18 protein-coding genes are annotated in these 20,563 nt (G+C 48.5%); 13 read left to right on the forward strand and 5 right to left on the reverse strand.

Annotated features, from left to right (window positions below):
* Window positions 1-65: 65 nt before the first annotated feature.
* From SAPGRDRAFT_RS03095 to SAPGRDRAFT_RS03105, 3 genes are all read right to left on the reverse strand, one after another.
* Window positions 66-1,334, reverse strand: coding sequence for a lipase family protein (locus SAPGRDRAFT_RS03095; RefSeq protein WP_002657129.1), 1,269 nt, complete (start codon window positions 1,332-1,334; stop codon window positions 66-68).
* A 97-nt stretch (window positions 1,335-1,431) separates the two neighbouring features.
* A complete protein-coding gene (locus tag SAPGRDRAFT_RS03100; protein WP_002657130.1) occupies window positions 1,432-2,853 on the reverse strand; it encodes a hypothetical protein in 1,422 nt (473 codons plus the stop codon).
* A 226-nt stretch (window positions 2,854-3,079) separates the two neighbouring features.
* Window positions 3,080-3,889 (reverse strand): DNA/RNA non-specific endonuclease, encoded by an 810-nt coding sequence (locus SAPGRDRAFT_RS03105; RefSeq protein WP_002657131.1) that lies wholly within the window; start codon window positions 3,887-3,889, stop codon window positions 3,080-3,082.
* 162 nt (window positions 3,890-4,051) lie between these two features.
* Between SAPGRDRAFT_RS03105 and SAPGRDRAFT_RS03110 the strand changes: the two genes are divergently transcribed.
* Window positions 4,052-4,678, forward strand: a complete 627-nt coding sequence (locus tag SAPGRDRAFT_RS03110) for a cytochrome c oxidase subunit 3 (RefSeq protein WP_002657132.1) — start codon at window positions 4,052-4,054, stop codon at window positions 4,676-4,678.
* 500 nt (window positions 4,679-5,178) lie between these two features.
* On the opposite strand, the gene SAPGRDRAFT_RS03120 is transcribed toward SAPGRDRAFT_RS03110, so the two are convergent.
* Window positions 5,179-5,730, reverse strand: a complete 552-nt coding sequence (locus SAPGRDRAFT_RS03120) for a SixA phosphatase family protein (RefSeq protein ID WP_002657135.1) — start codon at window positions 5,728-5,730, stop codon at window positions 5,179-5,181.
* A gap of 123 nt (window positions 5,731-5,853) precedes the next feature.
* On the reverse strand, window positions 5,854-7,506 hold the full coding sequence (locus SAPGRDRAFT_RS03125) for a T9SS type A sorting domain-containing protein (RefSeq protein ID WP_037349781.1): 1,653 nt from the start codon (window positions 7,504-7,506) through the stop codon (window positions 5,854-5,856).
* A 271-nt stretch (window positions 7,507-7,777) separates the two neighbouring features.
* Here SAPGRDRAFT_RS03125 and SAPGRDRAFT_RS03130 point away from each other — a divergent pair, with 271 nt between their 5' ends.
* The 12 genes from SAPGRDRAFT_RS03130 to SAPGRDRAFT_RS03190 all read left to right on the forward strand — a co-directional run bounded on the left by SAPGRDRAFT_RS03130 (window position 7,778) and on the right by SAPGRDRAFT_RS03190 (window position 20,456).
* Window positions 7,778-8,860, forward strand: coding sequence for a M42 family metallopeptidase (locus tag SAPGRDRAFT_RS03130; RefSeq protein ID WP_002657137.1), 1,083 nt, complete (start codon window positions 7,778-7,780; stop codon window positions 8,858-8,860).
* A gap of 434 nt (window positions 8,861-9,294) precedes the next feature.
* On the forward strand, window positions 9,295-9,903 hold the full coding sequence (gene recR, locus SAPGRDRAFT_RS03135; protein ID WP_002657138.1) for a recombination mediator RecR: 609 nt from the start codon (window positions 9,295-9,297) through the stop codon (window positions 9,901-9,903).
* 6 nt (window positions 9,904-9,909) lie between these two features.
* Window positions 9,910-11,922: a glycosyltransferase family 2 protein gene (locus SAPGRDRAFT_RS03140; protein ID WP_002657139.1), complete on the forward strand. Its 2,013-nt coding sequence runs from the start codon at window positions 9,910-9,912 to the stop codon at window positions 11,920-11,922.
* Window positions 11,923-12,795, forward strand: coding sequence for a hypothetical protein (locus SAPGRDRAFT_RS03145; RefSeq protein ID WP_002657140.1), 873 nt, complete (start codon window positions 11,923-11,925; stop codon window positions 12,793-12,795).
* A complete protein-coding gene (locus SAPGRDRAFT_RS03150; protein ID WP_002657141.1) occupies window positions 12,788-13,036 on the forward strand; it encodes a hypothetical protein in 249 nt (82 codons plus the stop codon). Before SAPGRDRAFT_RS03145 ends, SAPGRDRAFT_RS03150 begins: the two co-directional genes overlap by 8 nt.
* Window positions 13,037-13,081: 45 nt before the next feature.
* A complete protein-coding gene (locus tag SAPGRDRAFT_RS03155; RefSeq protein WP_002657142.1) occupies window positions 13,082-13,297 on the forward strand; it encodes a heavy-metal-associated domain-containing protein in 216 nt (71 codons plus the stop codon).
* Window positions 13,298-13,310: 13 nt separating this feature from the next.
* On the forward strand, window positions 13,311-14,099 hold the full coding sequence (locus SAPGRDRAFT_RS03160) for a DUF3050 domain-containing protein (protein ID WP_002657143.1): 789 nt from the start codon (window positions 13,311-13,313) through the stop codon (window positions 14,097-14,099).
* Window positions 14,100-14,648: 549 nt separating this feature from the next.
* Window positions 14,649-15,596: a hypothetical protein gene (locus tag SAPGRDRAFT_RS03170; RefSeq protein ID WP_002657144.1), complete on the forward strand. Its 948-nt coding sequence runs from the start codon at window positions 14,649-14,651 to the stop codon at window positions 15,594-15,596.
* Window positions 15,597-15,661: 65 nt separating this feature from the next.
* Window positions 15,662-17,002 carry an SWIM zinc finger family protein gene (locus SAPGRDRAFT_RS03175; RefSeq protein ID WP_002657145.1) on the forward strand — a complete coding sequence of 447 codons (1,341 nt, stop codon included), beginning with the start codon at window positions 15,662-15,664 and terminating at the stop codon, window positions 17,000-17,002.
* 5 nt (window positions 17,003-17,007) lie between these two features.
* Window positions 17,008-18,537: a DUF5691 domain-containing protein gene (locus SAPGRDRAFT_RS03180; protein ID WP_002657146.1), complete on the forward strand. Its 1,530-nt coding sequence runs from the start codon at window positions 17,008-17,010 to the stop codon at window positions 18,535-18,537.
* Window positions 18,538-18,725: 188 nt separating this feature from the next.
* The gene (locus SAPGRDRAFT_RS03185; RefSeq protein ID WP_002657147.1) at window positions 18,726-19,826 is read left to right on the forward strand and encodes an ATP-binding protein; all 1,101 of its coding nucleotides are present in this window, start codon (window positions 18,726-18,728) and stop codon (window positions 19,824-19,826) included.
* A 45-nt stretch (window positions 19,827-19,871) separates the two neighbouring features.
* Window positions 19,872-20,456, forward strand: a complete 585-nt coding sequence (locus SAPGRDRAFT_RS03190) for a 3'-5' exonuclease (RefSeq protein WP_002657149.1) — start codon at window positions 19,872-19,874, stop codon at window positions 20,454-20,456.
* Window positions 20,457-20,563 lie beyond the last annotated feature (107 nt).

The following is a 20,563-nucleotide window of genomic DNA, read 5'->3' on the forward strand; positions in this document are numbered from 1 at the left end:
TCCTTTTTTTCAGAAGAATTTGAAGTTTTTGCGCAGAGCATTCCAAAAGGCCCCAAAACAGCCAACTACTTAGAGCCAGGCATGCCTGATTTTCCGCCAAAGTAGAGATAGGGAAAACTATCGTCTACCCCAGGGAGCACTTTCTTTTGTTCTTCAGTGAGTTGCTCATAGGCCGCTTTTACGTAGAACTGTGGATTGTGGTACCAAACGCGAATAGGCAAGGCAGGCAGCCAAGCGTTTTCCATTTCCTTTTTTAGACGAAGCTCCGCCCTTGTTCTTTTGTCTCTGAAGGGGTGTTTATGAAACTTGAAAGGAGATAATGGGGTATAGCGTTCTCTTACATTTTCGTGCAATTGATAACCGCCTAGGTCTTCGGCATCAAACCAATGCCGTTGTCCGCAGTTGGTATAACCTGGTGCCCAGAGAATACTCACGGGGTCAAGGTAATACTCAAATCGGTGGATCTTATTGGGCAGTAATTGCGCTAGCTTTTCGGCAAACTTCTTATTTCCAATGGTTCGGGGCGAGGCAAAAGTATAGACATTTTGCACAGGCAGGCCCGCTGATTTTAGGTAAGCGCCCGAGATAATAGCCATGGCGCCGCCCAAACTATGTCCAGTAATCCAGATGGGTTTATGTTTAAACTCTTTTTGTTGTAAGGTACGCATCAGCTCATCTCGGATCAGGTCAAAGCTCTGCCAAAAGCCCTTATGCACCTTAGTATTGATCAAAAAACCACCAGCTTGAACCAGCTGAATTCGAAAATCGGTCCCCTTCCATTCGCTCCATTCATTTTCCTCTACTCGATCGGTGCCCCTATAGACCAAAACGACCGCTCTAGGGGTATTGACAATCATCAGTTCGGGGTCTAGGCCTTGGGCTTTCCCCTTGCCGAGATAAGCCATTTTCCGCATAAAGTGGAAGGTACTTTTAGCTTGTGGAGGCTGCTCCTCTTTCATGCCCGTTAGCTGCCGGGGGTAATCAAAATAGTGAGCAAAGCGCAGCTGAAAAGCCTCCTGAAAATTATCGTCATCGACTACTGCATATTGCTTAATCCATTCTGAGTCTGGAATACTATCTACTGGCTGATAGCCATTTTCTAGATAGCGCAAATGGTACTCCATTCGCTCCAAATACATCAGTTCTGAGAACTTGGCCAAAAAGAATAAGTTAATCGGAGAGATACCCTCCGCCTTGGGTTCAAAAAACCGAAAGGCTCCTTTTTCTTGCTCTCGGGGCTGAAACTTAAACTGCAGCTGAGCAAAACTGCAATTAGGGAGTAAGAAGACTAAAAATAAAAGATAGTTTACAGGCGCTAGTCCTTTGGTTTTCATTGATTTATTGTTTTTTCATACTATTTAACTTTGGTCGTTTGCCTATCAAAAAATGTGCCCCTATTTAAGTTTTTCTTTAGCTTTTTGAGTCTGCTACTTAATAGTCAAACTCCATACTTTCTAGGGGGAAACCAAAAGCCCCTCTTTCTTGAATATATCGAGCCACACGGTCAGATAACATCGCCTCCCAGCCTTCTTCTGCCGCCTGTATTTTGCGCAGCGCTTCTCTAGATCGAATATGCAAAACATCCTCATTATAGCCTTCTACATCTCGAATCTGCCGCTGGTCCAGCAAATGCTGATAGAGATTGCGCATCCCTTCTGGAATGGGCAAATTATGCGTTTGCAAAAGCTCGCCACTGCCTTCCTTGAGCTCTGGATAAGCGTATAGCGTTACACTTCGGGTAAAGACCTCGCCAAAGGCCGTGAGCAAACGCCCATCTTTATTCCGCTCATATTTGCCCGATAGCAAACTAAGCAGCAGGTTGTTTTCGAGGACCAAGCCCAAATGCTGAATCCGATAATCAAAGGCATATTGAATGAGCTTATGGTAGCGGTCGCAGTCCGTAATCATGACATACTGCCCCAAATAATTAAGCAGCCGCGCCCGTTCCAAAAAGTTTTTCTCATCAGTAGTGTTTTCTTCTCCCTGCAGACTATGGAGGGTCATTTCGGTCATGACAAAGCAATCCATAGCCCGCCGACTAAAGTCGGCCCTAAACTGTGCCGCCGAAGCCCGAATCATGTCTAGGCTCAGTAAGGTAGAAGGATTGTAGTTGCCCCGAACCAACAAAAGGTTTTTCTTATACAAGAACTCCGAAATATGAACGGGCTGCCCCTTCTTATCAAAAACAGCCACATCGGTCAGCTTTTGCTCTACCAAAGACAAGAGCAAAAGGCGGTTGTCAATATGCTCAAAATCAGGCCCTTTCATGCGCACCACATCAATGCGGATGCGGTCCTCCAGCTTATCGAGCAAAGAAGCCAAAAGCTCTTTGTAATCCGCATGATAGCGATAACAAGCATACAGTAAATTAACCCCCAAAATACCCACCGCCTGCTGCTGCAAATTGGCATTGCCATCCTGCAACTCTATATGCAATACAATTTCGTTGGGCTCTGCATGCGGACTCAACTGAAAGCGCATGCCCATCCAGCCCTGCCCCTTGATGGTGCGGTGATAATTGATGGTAGTAATGGTATCGGCAAAGGCAAACAAACAGAGGTCGGGCCGCTGCCCACTCAAACGATCCAACAACAACTCATACTCATGGTCCAACATTCTATATAACCTAGACTCGCAAACGTAGCGGCCAGAAGGCTCCCGCCCATAAATGTCATCACTAACCACTTTGTCGTAGGCCGAAATCGTTTTGGCAATGGTCCCCGCCGCAGCCCCTACCTTAAAAAAATAACGAGCCACTTCTTGCCCCGCCCCAATTTCGGCAAAAGAGCCGTAAATTCTAGGGTCGAGGTTGATTTCTAGGGCTTTCTGTTCGGTTTCTAAAAATTGACGCATAGTTGTAGTATTAAGATCCCGAATATACAGTTTTGCTGAAAAAAAAGAAAGGTTTGTAAACTGAGTTTACAAACCTTCTAATCACCAAAAATCAATCAAATTCTAACGCTTGTATTAAAGGACCAAAAGCGAATTGGCCCCAATACTGTCGTTTTCTATTAGCTAAGATAGAAGCATTCTACATAAATGCAAAACTTTTTACAAAAAAAAAGTTTTGTTCTTCTGCTTAGTCCTTAAACCAGTTGGCCAGTTCTTTTTGCTGCTCCAAAGCATCTGCCTGCTGCACCGATAATTTCGGAAAAAAGTTAAGCCCAGTCTTACTTTCCAATTCCCGAATGCTCAAAGCAAAGCTGCCTAATTCAGCATCCGATTTCTCATTGGCCAATAAAAAGGCTATGCTCTTACGCCCCTTTAGGTCTACAATGACTTTGTAAAAGGCCGAAGGCACCAAAATATCTCCCGCAATTTTAGGAGCATCCGCAGGCAGTTGCGCAGGCAAAACAGGCCCAGTAATTACCAATAAATCACCTTTCTCTAAGGCCCAATCTCGCAAATCACCCTCTAGCTTTTTCCAAATCCCCCGATTAAAACTAGGGTCCTGAGGCGATACATTAGACAAATAAAAGCTTTCGTCCATAGCCTTGGGATCAAAATCCATATCCTCCGCCGGAACCAAATGCCCCCGGTCAAAACCCGACCCCCGATAATCAGCATCGCTAGCCGTTTGCCGACCCAATTCAGGGTCCTGTATAAAACCAGAACGCCTAGGCGCCCGATCATCTACTACCGACTGGCTGTCGATCCGATACATAACCCAGTCCGCATTTTTAGCATCTAAACGATAAGAAAGCTGATAAAATTGATGACGCACCAATTGCCCAGCCCGCCCCGCTGGCACATCTGCCAGTAACTGATCGGCAACCCAAAGCTGCTCTTCTGCCACTGGGGCCGGACTATCCCCCCCCGGCGCTTGCGGACTAGGTTGACAGGACCAAAAACTCAATAATAAAAAACCTAATGCTAGTAATCGATTCATAAGTTCTGCTTTTGCGTTGGGTTACCCCAACTCTTTTCTTATATGTTTGTTAAGAAGCAAACATAAGTTATTTTTCCCAAAGCTCTCTTCTGTGACTCTCATCGCTTAAACTCATCATAGCCCTTTGTTTATTTTGACCTCATTTTTCAACCGCACCAACTTATGGCCAATAGAAAACAGTACCCCCAAGACCAATACGAAAAACCGGTCTTTAACCTCCCCTACCAAAAAATTTATCTCTACCTGCTTTTGCTGGGCCTCACTTTTCTCTTTATTGCATTTGCCATCGGCTATGTCTATACCCGATCAGCCAATGAGGTGGACCAGGGCGTTTACCTCCCCCCCATTTTTATCGCCAACTCCATTTTGCTCCTCCTCAGTAGCCTTACAGTCAAAGCCGCCAATACCGCCTACAAAGAGGATGAAACCCAAAAGTACCAAAATGCCCTCAACCTTACCTTTTTACTCACAACCATTTTCTTGGTCATGCAGGTACTCGCCTGGACCCTCTACAAAGATGCCCTAATGGGCGAAAATATCGGCAATGGCAAACAGTATCTCTACGCCCTCTCAGGCCTGCACTTTGCCCACGTTTTTGGCGGCCTGCCATTTCTGCTCTACTTTATGTATGTGGCCTCCGTCCGCATGAAAGAACCCGTTAGCGTACTGGTCTATTTCTCCGACCCCGCCAAAAAACTCCACCTAGAACTCCTCACCGTCTATTGGCATTTCCTAGATGCCCTCTGGATCTTCCTCGTCCTTTTCTTCCTTCTCAATATGCTGTTTTAACTGCTGTTTTGGGGCCTGCCGCCTTCGGCGGCCGGGCTGTGTCAGGGCTCGCAGGTCTGCTCGGCCCTGCGCGGGCTGCGCCCGCTTGGTCTGCGGCTGCGCCGCCCCCTTTTCCATCCCTAGGCCGATTTGGCCTCCGGCCAACCCTAGGGTTCCTATGAATTTTAGGAGAGGATATATAGTAGGCAGCAAAAAGGCGAAACACAAAATTTTAAACAGACTCCTCTTTTCCCTCCCCTCAATTCAAACACCCAAGAAAAAGTTGAGGGACTAGCTAAGCACCTATTAGTCTAAGGCTAGGTTTATATACATTGGGTTATTGGGCCGGAGAAGAAGGTCCAAAGAAAAAACTAAAGTTGAGCGGCCCAGCGCTGCGGAGGGGTGGCCACAGGCCAGACCGAGCTGGCGAAGCCAGCGAAGGGCCGAGCGAACAGCGAGCCCCGCAGCATAGCGGCGGCCAACTAGCCTTCAGCTAGTTGGCCGCGGGCCCCAAATTATTCCTAAAATTCTTTTTCCTCTAAGGGGGGCTGTAGATCTAAATCTAGTTCTCGGTACTTCTTTTTATAGAGCTTGGGGTAATCCCAAAAAGCGAACTCTCCATTGCTGCGGTCGAGCAACTGCCAATCATTGATACTAAAAATGGTTAGGCTCAGGCCGGCGGTGGGTTGGTTATCGATAGGCGTTGGTTTGAAGGCATTGACCCAATTGGTGGCGCTAGTATTGTGGCCCACAACCAGGACCTTATTGATCTGGTTGGGCAACTCTCGGAGGCGTTGATACAGCTGCGGGAGCTCGGCTTCATAGAGGCGATAACTAATTTCGATATCGCCGGCGGGGCGGTTTAGGGCTTGGCAAAAATGCAGAGCCGTTTGTTGGCAGCGTTCTGCAGGAGAGCAGATAATATGGTCCAGCGGCAGCTCCCTGCGCTTAAACAACTGGGCCATAAGTTGGGCGGCCTCCTCTCCTCTGGGGTTGAGCGGGCGATCAATATCGTCTAGTTCGGGCTGCTCCCAAGAAGATTTGGCATGGCGTAAAAAATAAACCCACTTCACAGTTATTGTATTTTGGTTAGGGGGCGAATATCTTAAAAAAAAGAGAGGGCACAAAAAAAGCCGCCTCCTTTGTCAGGAGGCGGCACTGAAAGCTATTGTAATCAGCTTTTTAAACGCTATTTATTATTGCTTGATGAACTGCTTAACTGTAAATCCTTGGCTAGTGGCCAAGCGGATAAAGTAGACTCCAGCAGGCAATTCGTTGATATTGATTTGCTCCGTTTGGTTTTGGGCGCCATTCAAGCTAATTTCCTGAAGACGTTGTCCACGGATATCGATCAAGCTAATTTGTGCATCCATTTGCTCCTCTAGAGACAACTGAATATTGAGGTAGTCCTTAGCAGGATTGGGGAAAACAGCCAAGTTATTTTGGTCCAATTGCGCTACAGGCGTTACGGCTGTTCCTGACATGAAAGCAGCTTGATGTAGACGGACAACGGGGCGGTAGCCACCAGTAAATCCACCAGGATAAAAGCGGTCAGTATATACTGTAGAACCTAGGCTAATGAACTCTCCAGTTCCGCCATAGGTAAATCGAGGAGAAGTGGGAATTGTGCTATCGCCTTGGTACTGTACCACAAGGAGGTACTGCGTGTTGGCCGTCAAAACAGCAGAATCGGCTCCGCTATTGATATCGAACAAACGCTCAGTAATGATCGTATTGGGTAGCGTATCAGCAGCAGTAATGATGTGCTGAGTAGCGGCGACAGGCGTATAAGTAGAGTAATCTGCATCTTGCCCTGTAGCGCCAGTAATATCATAAAGGAGGATATTGAAAGGACGGCCAATAAACTCAGAGCCATTGTCTAGTGCAAAAGAAGCCCAAGCTGCAGCACCACCATTGGGGCCAGCGATATAAGCGTTACCCATATCGAAGCGGTAAGCGGCATCGGCAAAGCCTTGGTCAGTTACCCCGATCCAGGTGAACTCATCTTCATCGCCTTCATCAAGCATAAAGCTATGCTCTGTAATGCGGAAGTTTTCAAATACAGTATCATTAGCCAAAGAGCTAAAGAAAGTCATCTGGTACAAGCCCGTATCTACAGGCGTGTAGGTCTGTGTGAACGTTACATTAACAGTAGTATCTGCAGCAATAGTTAGGGTGTCAGTCAAGGTTTGAGTAGCCCCAGCAGGATCAGTTACAATAGCCGTAACGGTAGCACTAGCAGCAGAAGCGCTAGCATTGATTACATCTACATTGATTCCGTCTAATACTTGGATATGGTCCTCTGGCGTACCATAAGCAAAAGTACCTACGGCATTGGCAATAGCAGGCTTACGGAAAGTCATGCTTACAGAATCGCCGGCAGTAATCGCATTGGCCAAAAGCTCACAGTCTTCATAGCTAAGCATTACCGTGGGGATGGTTACCGAAGCACCAGAAGTACCTCCGGCCATATTGATGACCCCACCACCGGGCTGGCTATTACAAATCACACAACCAACAGCCCCTTGAGTTTGTGCATTTAGGGCCTTTAGGCTAAAGTTACAAGCGCCACGGCGAACAAGAGCAATCTTGCCCGTCAAATCATTGACTACAGAGTCACAAGAAATAGAATCGCCTACTGCAGTTCTGGCCCAAACGGCCTCTCCAGTTACACTTGCAGCCAAAGAGGTAGGTCCCCAGTCCGACTGATAACCATAGATATAAGAGCCCGCCAAGTTAGAGGGCGAGTTAACCTCTACCAACATGGGGTGCTCCAACTGCTGGGCAGATAGACCGAAACCCATAAGCAGGCAGGCAAAAAGAAAAAGTTTCTGTTGTAGAATTTTCATAATAGATTGCTGTTTTGGTTCTAAAATCGCAATAATATATGCGGTTCGTTTGCCTTAGCAAGATAATTTATTCTGTTTGATTTTAAAAGCCCTATTGTCTTAAAGTTTAAGTTATATTAACTTTTATTTTACAACAGCCGCCTAAAATACTGCAAACTAAGGCTTTATTTTTTTGTTTTATCTGCCCTTGCCAATGAGCGGGAAAAGCTTATATTTAAGCTTGTTTTAGATTAAAATTAAGGCCCTTTTGGCCGCATCAAAACGTCAATTTATGAATATCATCACGCCAGCTTCTGAAGAATTTTTGGCCCAATACCTCAACAATGCTTCGCCTACGGGCTTCGAAACCCCCGGCCAAAAACTTTGGCTAGATTATATTAAACCCTATATCGATGAGTATTTTGTCGATAACTACGGTACCGTGGTGGGCGTGATCAACCCCACTGCCGACTACCGCGTAGTCATTGAGGCCCATGCCGATGAAATCTCTTGGTTTGTGCATCAAATTACCAAAGATGGCTACCTCAAAGTGATTCGCAATGGCGGCTCTGACCATATGATTGCCCCCTCCAAACGCGTCAATATCCATACGCCCCAAGGCATTGTCCGCGGCGTTTTTGGCTGGCCCGCTATTCATACTCGCCGTGGCGAGGATGCCAAACTGGCCCCAAAACTCGACAATATTTTTATTGATGTGGGAGCAGACTCTAAAGAAGAGGTAGAAGAAATGGGCATTCATGTGGGTTGTGTGATTACCTTCGACGATGAGTTTGAGGTCCTCAACGACCGATTTTATATGGGCCGCGCCCTAGATAACCGCATGGGGGGCTTCTGCATTGCCGAGGTGGCTCGCCTACTCCAAGAAGAAAATGTAAAATTGCCCTTTGCGCTCTATATCGTTAATGCCGTTCAGGAGGAAGTGGGCCTCCGTGGTGCCCAAATGATTGCCAACCGCATTAAACCGCATGCGGCTATCGTTACCGATGTTTGCCACAACACCCATACGCCCCTGGTCAGCATTGCCAAACATGGAGACATTAAAGGTGGAGAAGGGCCCGATTTGACTTATGCCCCTGCCGTGCACAACAAATTGCTACAGCTCATTATTGAGGCCGCCCAAGAGAAGGAGATCCCCTTCCAACGCTCGGCTTCTTCACGCATAACGGGCACCGATACCGATGCCTTTGCCTACTCCAATGCGGGCGTGCCCTCGGCCCTCATTTCTCTGCCCCTCAAGTATATGCACACCACCGTAGAGATGGCCCATAAGGAAGATGTCAAGCATGTGATTCAACTCATTTTTGAAAGTCTTCAGAAGATCGAAAATCAACACGATTTCCGCTATTTTCATTAAAGAATGATTTTTTTGGGGCCTCCCCTAGGGCGCTTTGCGCCCTAGGGGCCTTCCCTTTCGCAGCTCGCAGGCCTGCTCGGCCCTGCGGGCTGCACTTCGTTTAGCCCTGGGTCGGCGGCTGCGCCGCCCTCCTACAGGCAAGTAGGCCGCTCATCGGGCTTGTTCCCTTTGGGGCAGCCATCTTTGGCCCTATTAATTATTAAAAGGTGCGCAGCGCTGCCTTATTTGGCTGAGGGATGGATAAGGGGGGCCGTCAGGCCAGACCCAGCCGCCTTTGGCGGCGCAGGGCCGAGCAGACCTGCGAGCCCTGACACAGCCCGACCCGCCCGCAGGGCGGGGCAGCCCCAAATTCTTCTCCCCGAACTGCACAAAAAGAAGACTGACAAATTTTGTATCTTGCGCCCATTCTAAAACTTCTTTGAAATAAAGTAGCTATGCCCCTTTCCTCTCAACTCTTAGAAGAAGGCGTACAAGCCTTTAGCAAACTGCCGGGTATTGGCCGCAAAACGGCCCTTCGTTTGGCCCTACACCTCTTGCAAGCCGAAGAAGAGGAGGTGGTTGATTTTGCCAAAGCCTTGCTTGATATGAAGCAAAAAATTCAGTTTTGCCAAAAATGTCATAATATTTCGGACCAAGAAACTTGCAGCATTTGTCTATCGCCTAGCCGCAGCAAGCAAATTATTTGTGTGGTAGAAAGCATTAAGGAGGTCATGGCCATTGAAAACACCCAGCAATTTCAAGGTACTTATCATGTATTGGGGGGCCTCATTGCGCCCATTGATGGCATTGGCCCGAGCGAACTTGAGATTGCCTCTTTGATAGAGCGCATTGAAAAAGATGAGGTAGAAGAGCTAATTATGGCTCTTAGCCCTAGCATTGAGGGCGATACTACCGTTTATTATATATCTAAGCAGCTAGCAGGCAAAACGATTAAGATTTCGACCATTGCCCGAGGGGTTTCTTTTGGTGGCGAGCTAGAATATGCCGATGAGCTAACCTTAGGACGTTCTATTTTGGGCCGTTTGCCCTATAAACAAAGCTAATTGAGCATGAAACTGAGCATTGTCATTGTCAACTACAATGTGAAATATTTTTTGGAGCAGGCACTCTTGGCCGTTCGCAAGGCGGCCAAGGGCTTAGCCGTAGAGGTTTTTGTGGTAGACAACAACTCAGTAGATGATTCTGTGCAGATGTTGCGGGAAAAATTTCCTGAGGTCAAGCTGATAGCCAACAGCCAAAACTTGGGTTTTTCTAAGGCCAATAACCAAGCAATTGCGCAGGCCAAGGGAGAATATGTACTTTTGCTCAACCCCGATACTGTTATCCGAGAAGATAGTTTATCGGCCCCCTTAGCCTTTATGGATGCGCATCCTGAGGCGGGCGGTTTGGGCGTAAAAATGATTGATGGCAAGGGTTGTTTTTTGCCCGAATCTAAGCGGGGATTTCCTAGTCCGGAAGTGGCCTTCTACAAAGCCTTTGGGCTCTCTAAGCTCTTTCCCAAATCTACTCGCTTCAATCGTTATCATTTGGGCTACCTCAGCGCCGATGAAACCCATGAAATCGAGGTACTTTCTGGGGCCTATATGCTTTTGCGCACATCTGTTTTGGACCAAATCGGCTATTTAGATGAGGCCTTCTTTATGTATGGGGAGGACATTGACCTCTCTTATCGGGTGGTACAAGCGGGTTATAAGAACTATTATTTTGCGGGCACCACGATTATCCATTATAAGGGAGAAAGCACCAAAAAGGGCAGCTTAAATTATGTCAAGACCTTTTATAATGCCATGATTATTTTTGCCAAAAAGCATTTTGGTGGACCTCAGGCGGGGCTTTATGTGGGCATGTTGCGGGCGGCCATTTATTTTCGGGCTAGCCTTACGCTTTTGGCCAATTGGAGCAAGCGCTTATTTCCCTTGCTCTTAGATGCGTTGCTCATCTTTCTAGGCCTCTTTTTGCTCAAAGATATTTGGGCCAATTTGCGCTTTAATGATCCTCATTACTTTAAGCCCAGCTTAGTCTACTTCAACTATCCGCTTTATATAGGCATTTGGCTGACTACCGCTTTTTTTCGTGGGGTCTATGACCAAAAGCTCAAGGCGGGACAGTTGGTCTCGGGTTTTGCCTTGGGCAGCCTGCTCATTGCGGCGGTTTATGGTTTTCTGCCCTCCCATCTTCGGGCCTCTCGCATGCTGATTGTGCTGGGCACTATTTGGGCCATTGGCAGCAGTTGGAGCTGGCGCTACCTGCTAGCCCTTTTGGGTAAGGGCCCATTAGAGCAAGGCCAACAACTGCATAATGTAGTTATTCTGGGCAGCTTATCGGAAAGCGAGCGGGTGCAGCGCCTGCTCTACAAGGCGAGGGTACAAAACAACCTCATTGGCACCGTGGCGGCCAGCGAAACCGAAGCCAACTTCAAGCAGTTTTTGGGCAGCCTCTACCAGCTAGAAGAGCTGGTCCAAATCTATAAAATCAAAGAGATTATCTTTTGCGCCAAAGACCTTCGGGCCGAGCAAATCATTTACTGGATGAACCGTTTGGGAGCAGAAGTCGCCTATAAAATTGTGGCCGAAGATAGTCTGAGTATTGTGGGCTCCAACTCCAAAAACGCTGCAGGCGACCTCTACACCCTAGAGCTGGGTTTCAAGATTGCCGAAACCATGGCCAAGCGCAACAAAAGGCTGTTGGATTTGAGCAGCAGTTTCATTTTCCTGCTTTTTTCTCCTATTTTAGCTTGGAGCTGCGCCTCTCCGCTGGGCTTTATCGCCAATGCTTGGGCCGTTTTTTGGGGCCAAAAAAGCTGGTTGGGCTATACCGAAGGAGACAGCAAACTACAGCATCTGCCCAAGCTCCGCCCTTCGGTCCTCTCCCCTGCCGATAGCCTGCCCCAACTGCCTGATGAAGAACACAGCCTCCACCGCATCAATCTCTTTTATGCCAAAGACTACTATTGGTCAGAAGATGCTCGGCTAATCTGGGAAAACTGGCGCAAACTGGGCCGAAAAAAGCAGCCCGCCCGCACTTCTGCCCAGCCTCAGCCCGCCGCTCAAAAACAAGACTAAATGGCCAAGAACTACCAGGCCCAACTGATGGCCCACCCCAAAATCCCCATCAGCCTTTTCGACTTCCTAACCGAAGAGCTGCAGATTTCTCGCCGCTATCTGGCCCTTTGTATCGGTGCCGATGCCCTACAACTTATTAAGCATTGGAAAAAACGCCTGCATCTGCTTTGCCTGCTCTTGCCCGATGAAGCCGCCATCTCCCTAGCCGAAGAACTAGACCCCAGCCAAGAAATCTGGATCCAAAAAGGCGATTTGGCCCAACTTCCCCTAGATGATGATAGCGTAGATATGGTCTGTATTCTAGCCCCCCTGCCCGCCTCCCCAACCGCCTGGAAAAAAGAACTCCAACGCCTGCTCCGCCTCAATAGCTATGTCTTTGTACTCAGACACGAACTAGAGGACCAAAATGAACGCAGCTTTTCCTGGGCCTTTAGCCAGTTTTTTAAACAATTACACGGCCCCAATAGCTACCCCCACCTCCCCAAAACAGAAAACTTTGACCAACTCTACCCTAGCAACTACAAAGCGCAAAGCTTTGCCAATCAACTCCGACTCGATTGGCCCCTACTAGAAGCCCACTACCAAGCTTGCCCCCAAGCCTTTGGCCTAGAACAAGAAGAATACGAACGCTCCCGAAAAGGCCTGCGCATCCTCTTTGAACAATATCAACAAGATGGAAAAGTGGTCCTCAACTACCAAACAAAACTCTACTACGGCCTTTTTAACCTCTATACCCCAGCCATCTCCCTGCGCAAAAATATATTTTTTCAACTGCTCCGCCCCTTTGCCTTTCTCTTCTACCTACTCATCAAATTAAACCTCTACTTTTGGCGAGCTATCTACAAATTGCAAAAAAAACAAGCTGATGACTAAGCAAGATTTACAAAATAAATGTCAAGAGTTAATCGAAAAATTATCCTACGAACACCTAGAACAAGTCCACGACTTTGGCAAAATGCTCCTAGAAATGCAACAAAGTGAAGAAGATTTTAATAACCACTTTAGCATAGAAACCCAAGAGGAAACTCAAGCCCCCAATGCAGAACCCCTAGCCGACCCCCTAGATAAACTCCTGCTGCAACACCTAAAAGACGAAAATCGAGATATTAACTAAACCAATTTCTCCTTTTTCTATTCTACTCTAAAAGTACGCTCTAAAATGAAGAAACTCGTTTTTAAAACCAGTTTGCAGTGCAACAACTGCCAAGCCAAAGTGCAAGATGAACTCAACGCTATTCCCGGACTGCATTGGCGGCTCGACCTAGCCGATGCCGACAAAAAACTCTATGCGGAAGGCGAAGAAATCAAAGCCGAAAAAATTATCGAAACCATTGAAGATTATGGGTTTGATATAGAACTTATTGACGAAGTATAATCTATACCGCTTTATGGCCAACCTACCCAAGGAAATTCAGGCCCTTCAGGCCAAAATTGCTCCCATCGAGGCGCAAATTATCCAACACCCACTCTATAAAAGTATCCAAAAACCAGAAGATCTGCACCCCTTTATGCAGCATCATCTGCTGGCCGTTTGGGACTTTATGTCGCTGCTCAAAGCCCTGCAAATTGAGCTGACCTGCATGCAGCTCCCCTGGCGCCCAACAGGCAATGCCGAAACCCGATTTCTCATCAATGAAATTGTGGTGGGCGAAGAGTCTGACGAACTACCCGATGGCAGCCACCTTAGCCATTTTGAACTCTACCTGCAGGCGATGCAAAAGGCTGGCGCCAATCTAAACCCCATGCAAACCCTTTTGCAAGCTATAGAAGAGGGCCAAAAGGTAGAAAAAGCCCTGCAAACCGCCAATATTCCCGCCGGCGCCCAAAAGTTTGTCAACTTTACCTTTGAGGTGATCGCCACAGGCAAACCCCATATTATGGCCGCCGTTTTCACTTTTGGCCGCGAGGACCTGATCCCCGATATGTTCCAAGCCATGGTAGACGACCTCAACGCCCGCTTCCCCAACGACCTTAGCCTCTTTAAGTATTATCTGGACCGCCACATCGAGGTGGATGGCGACCACCACAGCCATCTGGCCCTCTCCATGACGGCCCAACTCTGTGGCCAAGATCCCGAAAAATGGGCCGAAGCCGAACAATATGTACTCCAAGCCCTGCAAATGCGAAAAATGCTCTGGGACTCCGCCTATGAAGCCATTATGACCGTGCAAGTCTAATCCCTTTTTGGGGCCTCCGCAGCAAAGCTGCGGCGCTACGTTTCAGGGCTCGCAGGTCTGCTCGGCCCTGCGCAGGCTTCGCCTGCTGGGTCTGGCCTAACGGCCACCCTTACACATCGCTAGGCCAAATGGAAGTGCTGCGCTTCGGCCATTCTTTGATAAAAATTTTAAGCTAGTCAAGGCATTTTTTAAAGGCATAGCCCTCGCTATGGCCGCAAAAAATAACGATGAATAGCAAGAAATTAAATCAAAGGATAGAAGAGACAGGACTTCTATTTGGCTTTTGCCTGCGGCGGCTGCGCCGCCTGCAAAACGCAAGCTCATCTTATCTGGATGGCCTTGCGTTTTTTTGTACCTTTGGACCAAAGGGCGCAAAGCGCCCCCAAGGAGCGAAGCGACTCGGCTGAGGGATGGAAAGTGGGGCGGCGAAGCCGCAGACCAAACTGCCGAAGGCAGTGCAGGGCCGAGCAGACCTGCGAGCCACGACAGAGCCCGACCCGACCGCAGGGAGGGGCAGCCCCAAAAAATAGAAAAAACTAGTTGAAGAATATGAAAAAGATTTATTTCAGTTGTTGTTTCCTTTTGCTTAGCCTTTTGGCCAAAGCACAATACTATGAAGTCTATAAAGGGATTTTGGGCGGCGAACCTATGGAAATTATTTGGACCGAAAAGGCCGACGGCCAACTAGAAGCCTATTATATAGATATTAACCGCAGACAACGCTTTCCTTTAGTTGGCGAATATCATCAGGAAGGGCAATATTGGTCCTTTGAAAGCCATGAAAGCCCCCAAAGTTGGCGGCTGTTTTTGCGAGCACGCTGGGGCCAAAAAGGCCGCCTAGACGGCATCTACTACCGAGAAGATAAGCTGCGTAGCTTTGCCGATATGCGACAACAAAATGCCAGCAAACGCAATCCCGAACAACTCATCGAGGCCGTTAATGGCATTTATCGCGACTTTTTGGCCCAAAATAAGCTCCCCCAACGACAAAAGGAATTGCCCTTTACCCAAGACGAACAAACAGGCATTTATTTTCTGGCCGAAAATGAACCCGCCCCCCTGCCCTCTGGCCTTAGTTTGGCTGGCCGAAAAATGCACCGTTACCAAGCGATGCAGGTCTTTTTTGACGACTTTTCGGGAGATGGCAAAAAACTGAGCCTCTACTTTCAAGTCCTTACTTATTACCCCAATATGCAACTGATGGTCTGGGCCGAAGAACAAAACGAAAGCGGCCAAACACTCACCCTAGGCGTTTATCAGCAAAATCGTAGAAATTGGGAGCTGACCAAAGATGTTTTGCAAGAAAAAAGCTGGACCGAACTAGCCGAACGGCTCCCCAAAGGGGCCAAAATCAGCAAGAAGGGCGCATTTTACCAATTGGAATTGGGCCAAAATCCCTTGCAAATTGATCTAGGCACCCCTTTGAGTAGCTTTTACGACAAAAAGAAACCACTCTTCCGCCTCTTTTGGGAAAAAGGCCATTTGCTGATTCGCTAGGCCAAGACCTTCCATTCTTCACTGCTATTTTGTACATTTAAAGCCCAAAACATTTTCTTTTGCCCATGAATTGGACGACCTCAGAAATTTCTGCCCTCGCCCCAGATGTCGCTACCGAAAACCGTGCACGTCGACTTGCCCAAGCCCAAAAATGGGAGACCCTGGGCCAATATGAAGACTGCATCTGGGGCTATTGCAAAGGAGCCGGCATTGGAAGTATGGCCTATGAAGTAAAAATCTACCTCAAGGGACCAGAACTGCTTTGTAACTGTGCCCAAAGACAACTGCATTGCAAACACGCCCTTGCCCTACTCTTCCTTTTTGCTGAATCTGCCCCGCTTTTTCAGAAAAAAACGCCCCCAAAAAATATCCTCCACTGGTATTTGCAGCAACAACCCCAAACTGCAAAAACAAACCCCTCGGCAGCGGTGGACCAAAAAGAGCTAGAAAAAAAGCGCTTGGCCAAAGCCAAGCGCCAAGCCAAAAAACTGGCCCAAATGGAGGCCGGCATGGAAGAACTAGAACAATGGCTACAAGATTTTAGCAGACAGGGGTTTGCCCAATTGCCCGTCCAAGACAAAAGCTTTTGGGAACAACTGGCCCAAAAAATGACCGATGCCAAAATGAGCCGCCTAGCTTATGGCCTGCGAGAAACCGCCCAAATCCTGCCCTTTCAAAGCAACTGGATGGATTTTCTGGGCCAAAAAATTGGCGAGCTGCAACTGCTGCTGCAAAGCTTTAAGCAAAGAGAAAAGCTCTCGCCCCTTCAGCTAGAAGATTTACTAGATGCCCTGGGCCGAGTACAGCGCAAAAAAGATATTGTGGCCCAAAACGAGCCCATTCAAGACCTATGGTTAGTCTTGGCCCAACTAGAAGAAATTGATGCCGAGGGCCGAAATATGCGCAGAGTTTGGCTGCAAGGTCTGCAAACAGGCAAAAATGCCCTACTCATTGATTATAGCTTTGGGAGCCGTGGTTTTGAGCAAAACTACTTTTTGGGCCAGCTCTTAAGCGCCAAACTCTACTATTATCCTAGCGCCTACCCCCAAAGAGCTATCTTGCAAGAACAGCAGCAAAGTGCCCAAAAAGGACCCTTCCAAATTCAGATGGCCGAAAACTGGCAGGCGGCCCAAAAACAATACGCCCAAGCCCTAGGGAAAAACCCCTGGCTCAATTACCAATTATTTTTGGTCCAAAACCTTCGCTTAGAACAGCAGGCCGATGAACACTTTATCCTTTTGGACCAAAATGGGCAATTCCTTCCCTTTCAGACCAAAATAGAGCAAAGCCTCTGGCGCATCTTGGCCTATGCCGCCGAAGCCGACATCCACCTAATTGGCGAATGGCAAAATGGCCAATTCCGTCCCCTTTCTATCTTCAAACAAGGTCAACCTCAAGCGCTTTAAGTCTTATGCAAAGCTGGAACCTCATCATCAAACAACTTTTATTGGGCAGTGCCCAAGCAGGCCCTTTACCCAAAGAAAGCCAACTCCAATTGGAGCATTGGCAACTGCAGCATATTGGCCAAGAACAACTAGAGCTTCAATATTTGCAGGCTTTGGCGGCCCAATCGCTCTTTAAGAAAGCAGAATTGCCCCTGGGCCAACTGCCCGAAGCCGCCCAAAAAACTAAGAAAATTCAGGATGAGCAGCAGGCCGCGCCCCAAAAAGCCAGCTGGATGCTGCAACAAATCCTCAGCCGCAGACAAGAAGAGCTCTTGCCCGCTTGGATCGATTTGGCCCATAGCCAAAACTGGCGAGTGGCGCCCGATAATTTAGCCGATATCTTAACCTTTGGCAGCCGCCACAAAGAACTGCGGCCCGCTATTATTTCCGTTTTGGGGCAAACGGGCCGCTACTTGGCCCAATTCAAAAGAAGTTGGTCCTATGCCGCCATCAAGGAATTACAGGAAGAAGAATTGGCCCAAGCCGACTTCTCTAGCCTGCTCTTTTGGTTGCAGCAAGAGCGCCGTTTAGACCCCGCCAATGCCCTAAAAGTAGTTCAGCAGTATTGGAAAGAATGGAGCAAAAAACAGCGGCTGGAAGTGCTCGAGCTGCTTCAGCCCCAAATCAGTAAGGCCGATGAAGCCTTTCTGGAGGAGGTCCAAAATGACCGCCGCCAAGAGATTAGGCAAGCCGCTGTAGAGCTTTTATTGCTTTTGCCCAATACCGCCCTCGAAAAGCGAATGCAAACCGCCCTCGAACAACTGATTCAGTATGATGGGGAACGACTAAAGATCGCGGCTCCCGAAAAACTAAGCGCCCAGCTCAAAAAAGATGGAATAAGAGCGCATTACCAGGCCTTTAGCGAAGGGAAAAACAGCAATTGGCTGGCGCAGATGATGGCCTCGGTAGCACCCAGTTATTGGGCCCAAAGTTGGGGGCTTTCGCCTATGGCTTGTCTGCAGTTGGCCCTAAACTCTGACTATCGGCAGGCTTTGGTTTGGGGCTGGAGCAAAGCCGCCCACCGCCTCAAAGATTTAGATTGGCTGATGGCCTTTCATCAGCTCTTTATGCAAAATGAACCTAAAGGGAAACAAGCCCTTTTCTTTTCCCTAGAATTTCTGTATTATGATTTGCCCAGTTCATTCTTTAATGAATTGGCCATGGCTTACCTTCAGGCCTCGGGCAAAAGAAGCATAGATGATGAAGATCCGATTATGCAGTTACTTTTGCAAGAGGGCCAAAGTTGGGAGGCCGAATTGGGCCGGCAGGTTTTGGAGGCCATGAAAATCAGTTTGGCCCAGGGCTTTTCCGTTTTTCAGTGGAACCACAAAACCCTGCTCAAACGAGCGGCCTTTGCCCTAGACGAAAGTCTGTTTGAGGACAAAGAACTGCTTAATGACTGGCCTCAACTGGATTATTCTTGGCAAAAGGAATTGGACCAATTTAGCGCCCAAATCTCTTTCCGTAAAGAACTGGCCCAACTCAAGGCCCTTTAGGGACTTGCAGCGGACAGGCGGCGAAGCCGCCGCAGGCTGAGGGATGGATAGTGGGGCGGCGCAGCCGCCGACCAAGGCGCCCCGCGCCGCAGGGCCGAGCGAACAGCGAGCCACGACACAGCCCGACCCGAGCGAAGCGAGGGGCAGCCCCAAAAAAATAGCTTGACGATTATCTAATACAATACTATATGGCGAAGCGAAAAAAGGCAGCAGAACAATTGTTGCGCCCTCATGCCGAGGTGCTTTATGCAGAGGAACTCAAGGCCCTCAAAAAAATGGATAGCTACCCCAAACCCCATAATTGGGCGCTTTCGCCTTGGGCGGTGGTGCAGTTTGTTATGGGTGGCAGCTTGGAAGATGGGACCGAAATTGAGCCCAAATATTTTGGCAACCGCCGCTTGATTGAGCTGGCCGTAGCTACCCTAGCCACCGACCGCGCCCTGCTTTTGATGGGGGTGCCCGGTACGGCCAAATCATGGGTCAGCGAGAATATTGCAGCGGCCATTAGTGGCAGCTCGACCTATTTGGTGCAGGGCACCGCCGGCCTTGGCGAAGAGGCCATGCGCTATAGCTGGAACTATGCGCAATTGTTGGCCAAAGGCCCATCGGCAGAGGCTTTGGTGCCCTCTCCCCTGCTGCGGGCCATGCAAAATGGGGCCATTGCCCGACTAGAAGAATTGACCCGTGTGCCCGCCGATGTGCAGGATACCCTCATTACCATGCTGTCGGAGAAATTGCTGCCGATTCCCGAGCTCAATACCGAAGTTCAGGCCCAAAAAGGCTTTAACCTGATTGCCACGGCCAATGACCGCGACAAGGGCGTCAATGAGCTTTCTTCGGCCCTCAAACGCCGCTTTAATACTGTAATTTTGCCCCTGCCCGCTTCTTTAGAAGAGGAGGTCAAGATTGTCAAAATGCGAGTAGAAAAGCTAGGCGCCGCCCTAGAGATTCCCGCAAAAATGGCCCCACTCAAAGAGATTGAACGCCTAGTGACGATCTTTAGAGAACTGCGTTCGGGCGTAACCCAAGATGGCCGTCAGAAAATCAAGCAGCCCAGCTCTACCCTCAGCACCGCCGAGGCCATTTCGGTGGTCAATAATGGCCAAGCCTTGGCCGCCCATTTTGGCGATGGCGAACTGCGGGCCAGAGATTTGGCCTCTAGCCTGATTGGTGCGGTGGTCAAAGACCCCAGCCAAGACCAAGAAGCCTGGCAAGAATATGTAGAAACGGTGATCAAAGAGCGGAAAGAATGGGCCGATTTGTACCGCGCCTTTAAAGAACTAAGCTAAACTACCTCATTTGGGCCATAAAACGGCCCCAATAAACTGATTAACATGCAATACCCCGTCAAGATCTCTAAAGCAGAGGTCAATGAACTCCCCCTCTGGCATTTTGAGGGCGAAATTATTACCGTAGAAACCGAAGAGCAGCTAGAAGAGGCCCTTTTGGCCCTCAATCAATGCAAAATTTTGGGCTTTGATACCGAGAGCAAACCCTCTTTTCGCAAAGGAGAATACTATCCCGTTTCGCTCATCCAATTGGCTATGCCCGATAAGGTTTTTCTGATTCGCAACCTCAAATCCGGCTTTAGCGATGGCCTCAAGGCCCTCTTCGAGAACCCCAAAATTGTCAAGGCAGGCCCCGCTCTCCGAGATGATATCCGCGATTTACAGCGGCTGCGCCCCTTTACCGCCAAAGGCTTTAAGGACATTGCAGATATTGCCAAGGCCAACGGCATTCAGCAAATGGGAGCCCGCAATCTCACGGCGATTTTTCTGGGCAAACGGATTTCGAAATCCCAACAGACCTCGAACTGGGAGCGAGAGCCCCTCAGCCAAGCCCAAAACTTTTATGCCGCCACAGATGCCTATTTGGGCCTAAAAATTTATACCTTATTCGAGGAATTGGGCTGGACCTAAAACAAGATGCAGCAGTCTATTTTTCTAGGCTGCTGTTTTTTTTGGGGCTTGCCCGCCTCCTAGGCGGGCCGGGCTGTGTCGCGGCTCGCTCTCTGCTCGGCCCTGCA

The organism is Saprospira grandis DSM 2844, from assembly GCF_000275825.1.
GTDB lineage: Bacteria > Bacteroidota > Bacteroidia > Chitinophagales > Saprospiraceae > Saprospira > Saprospira grandis_A.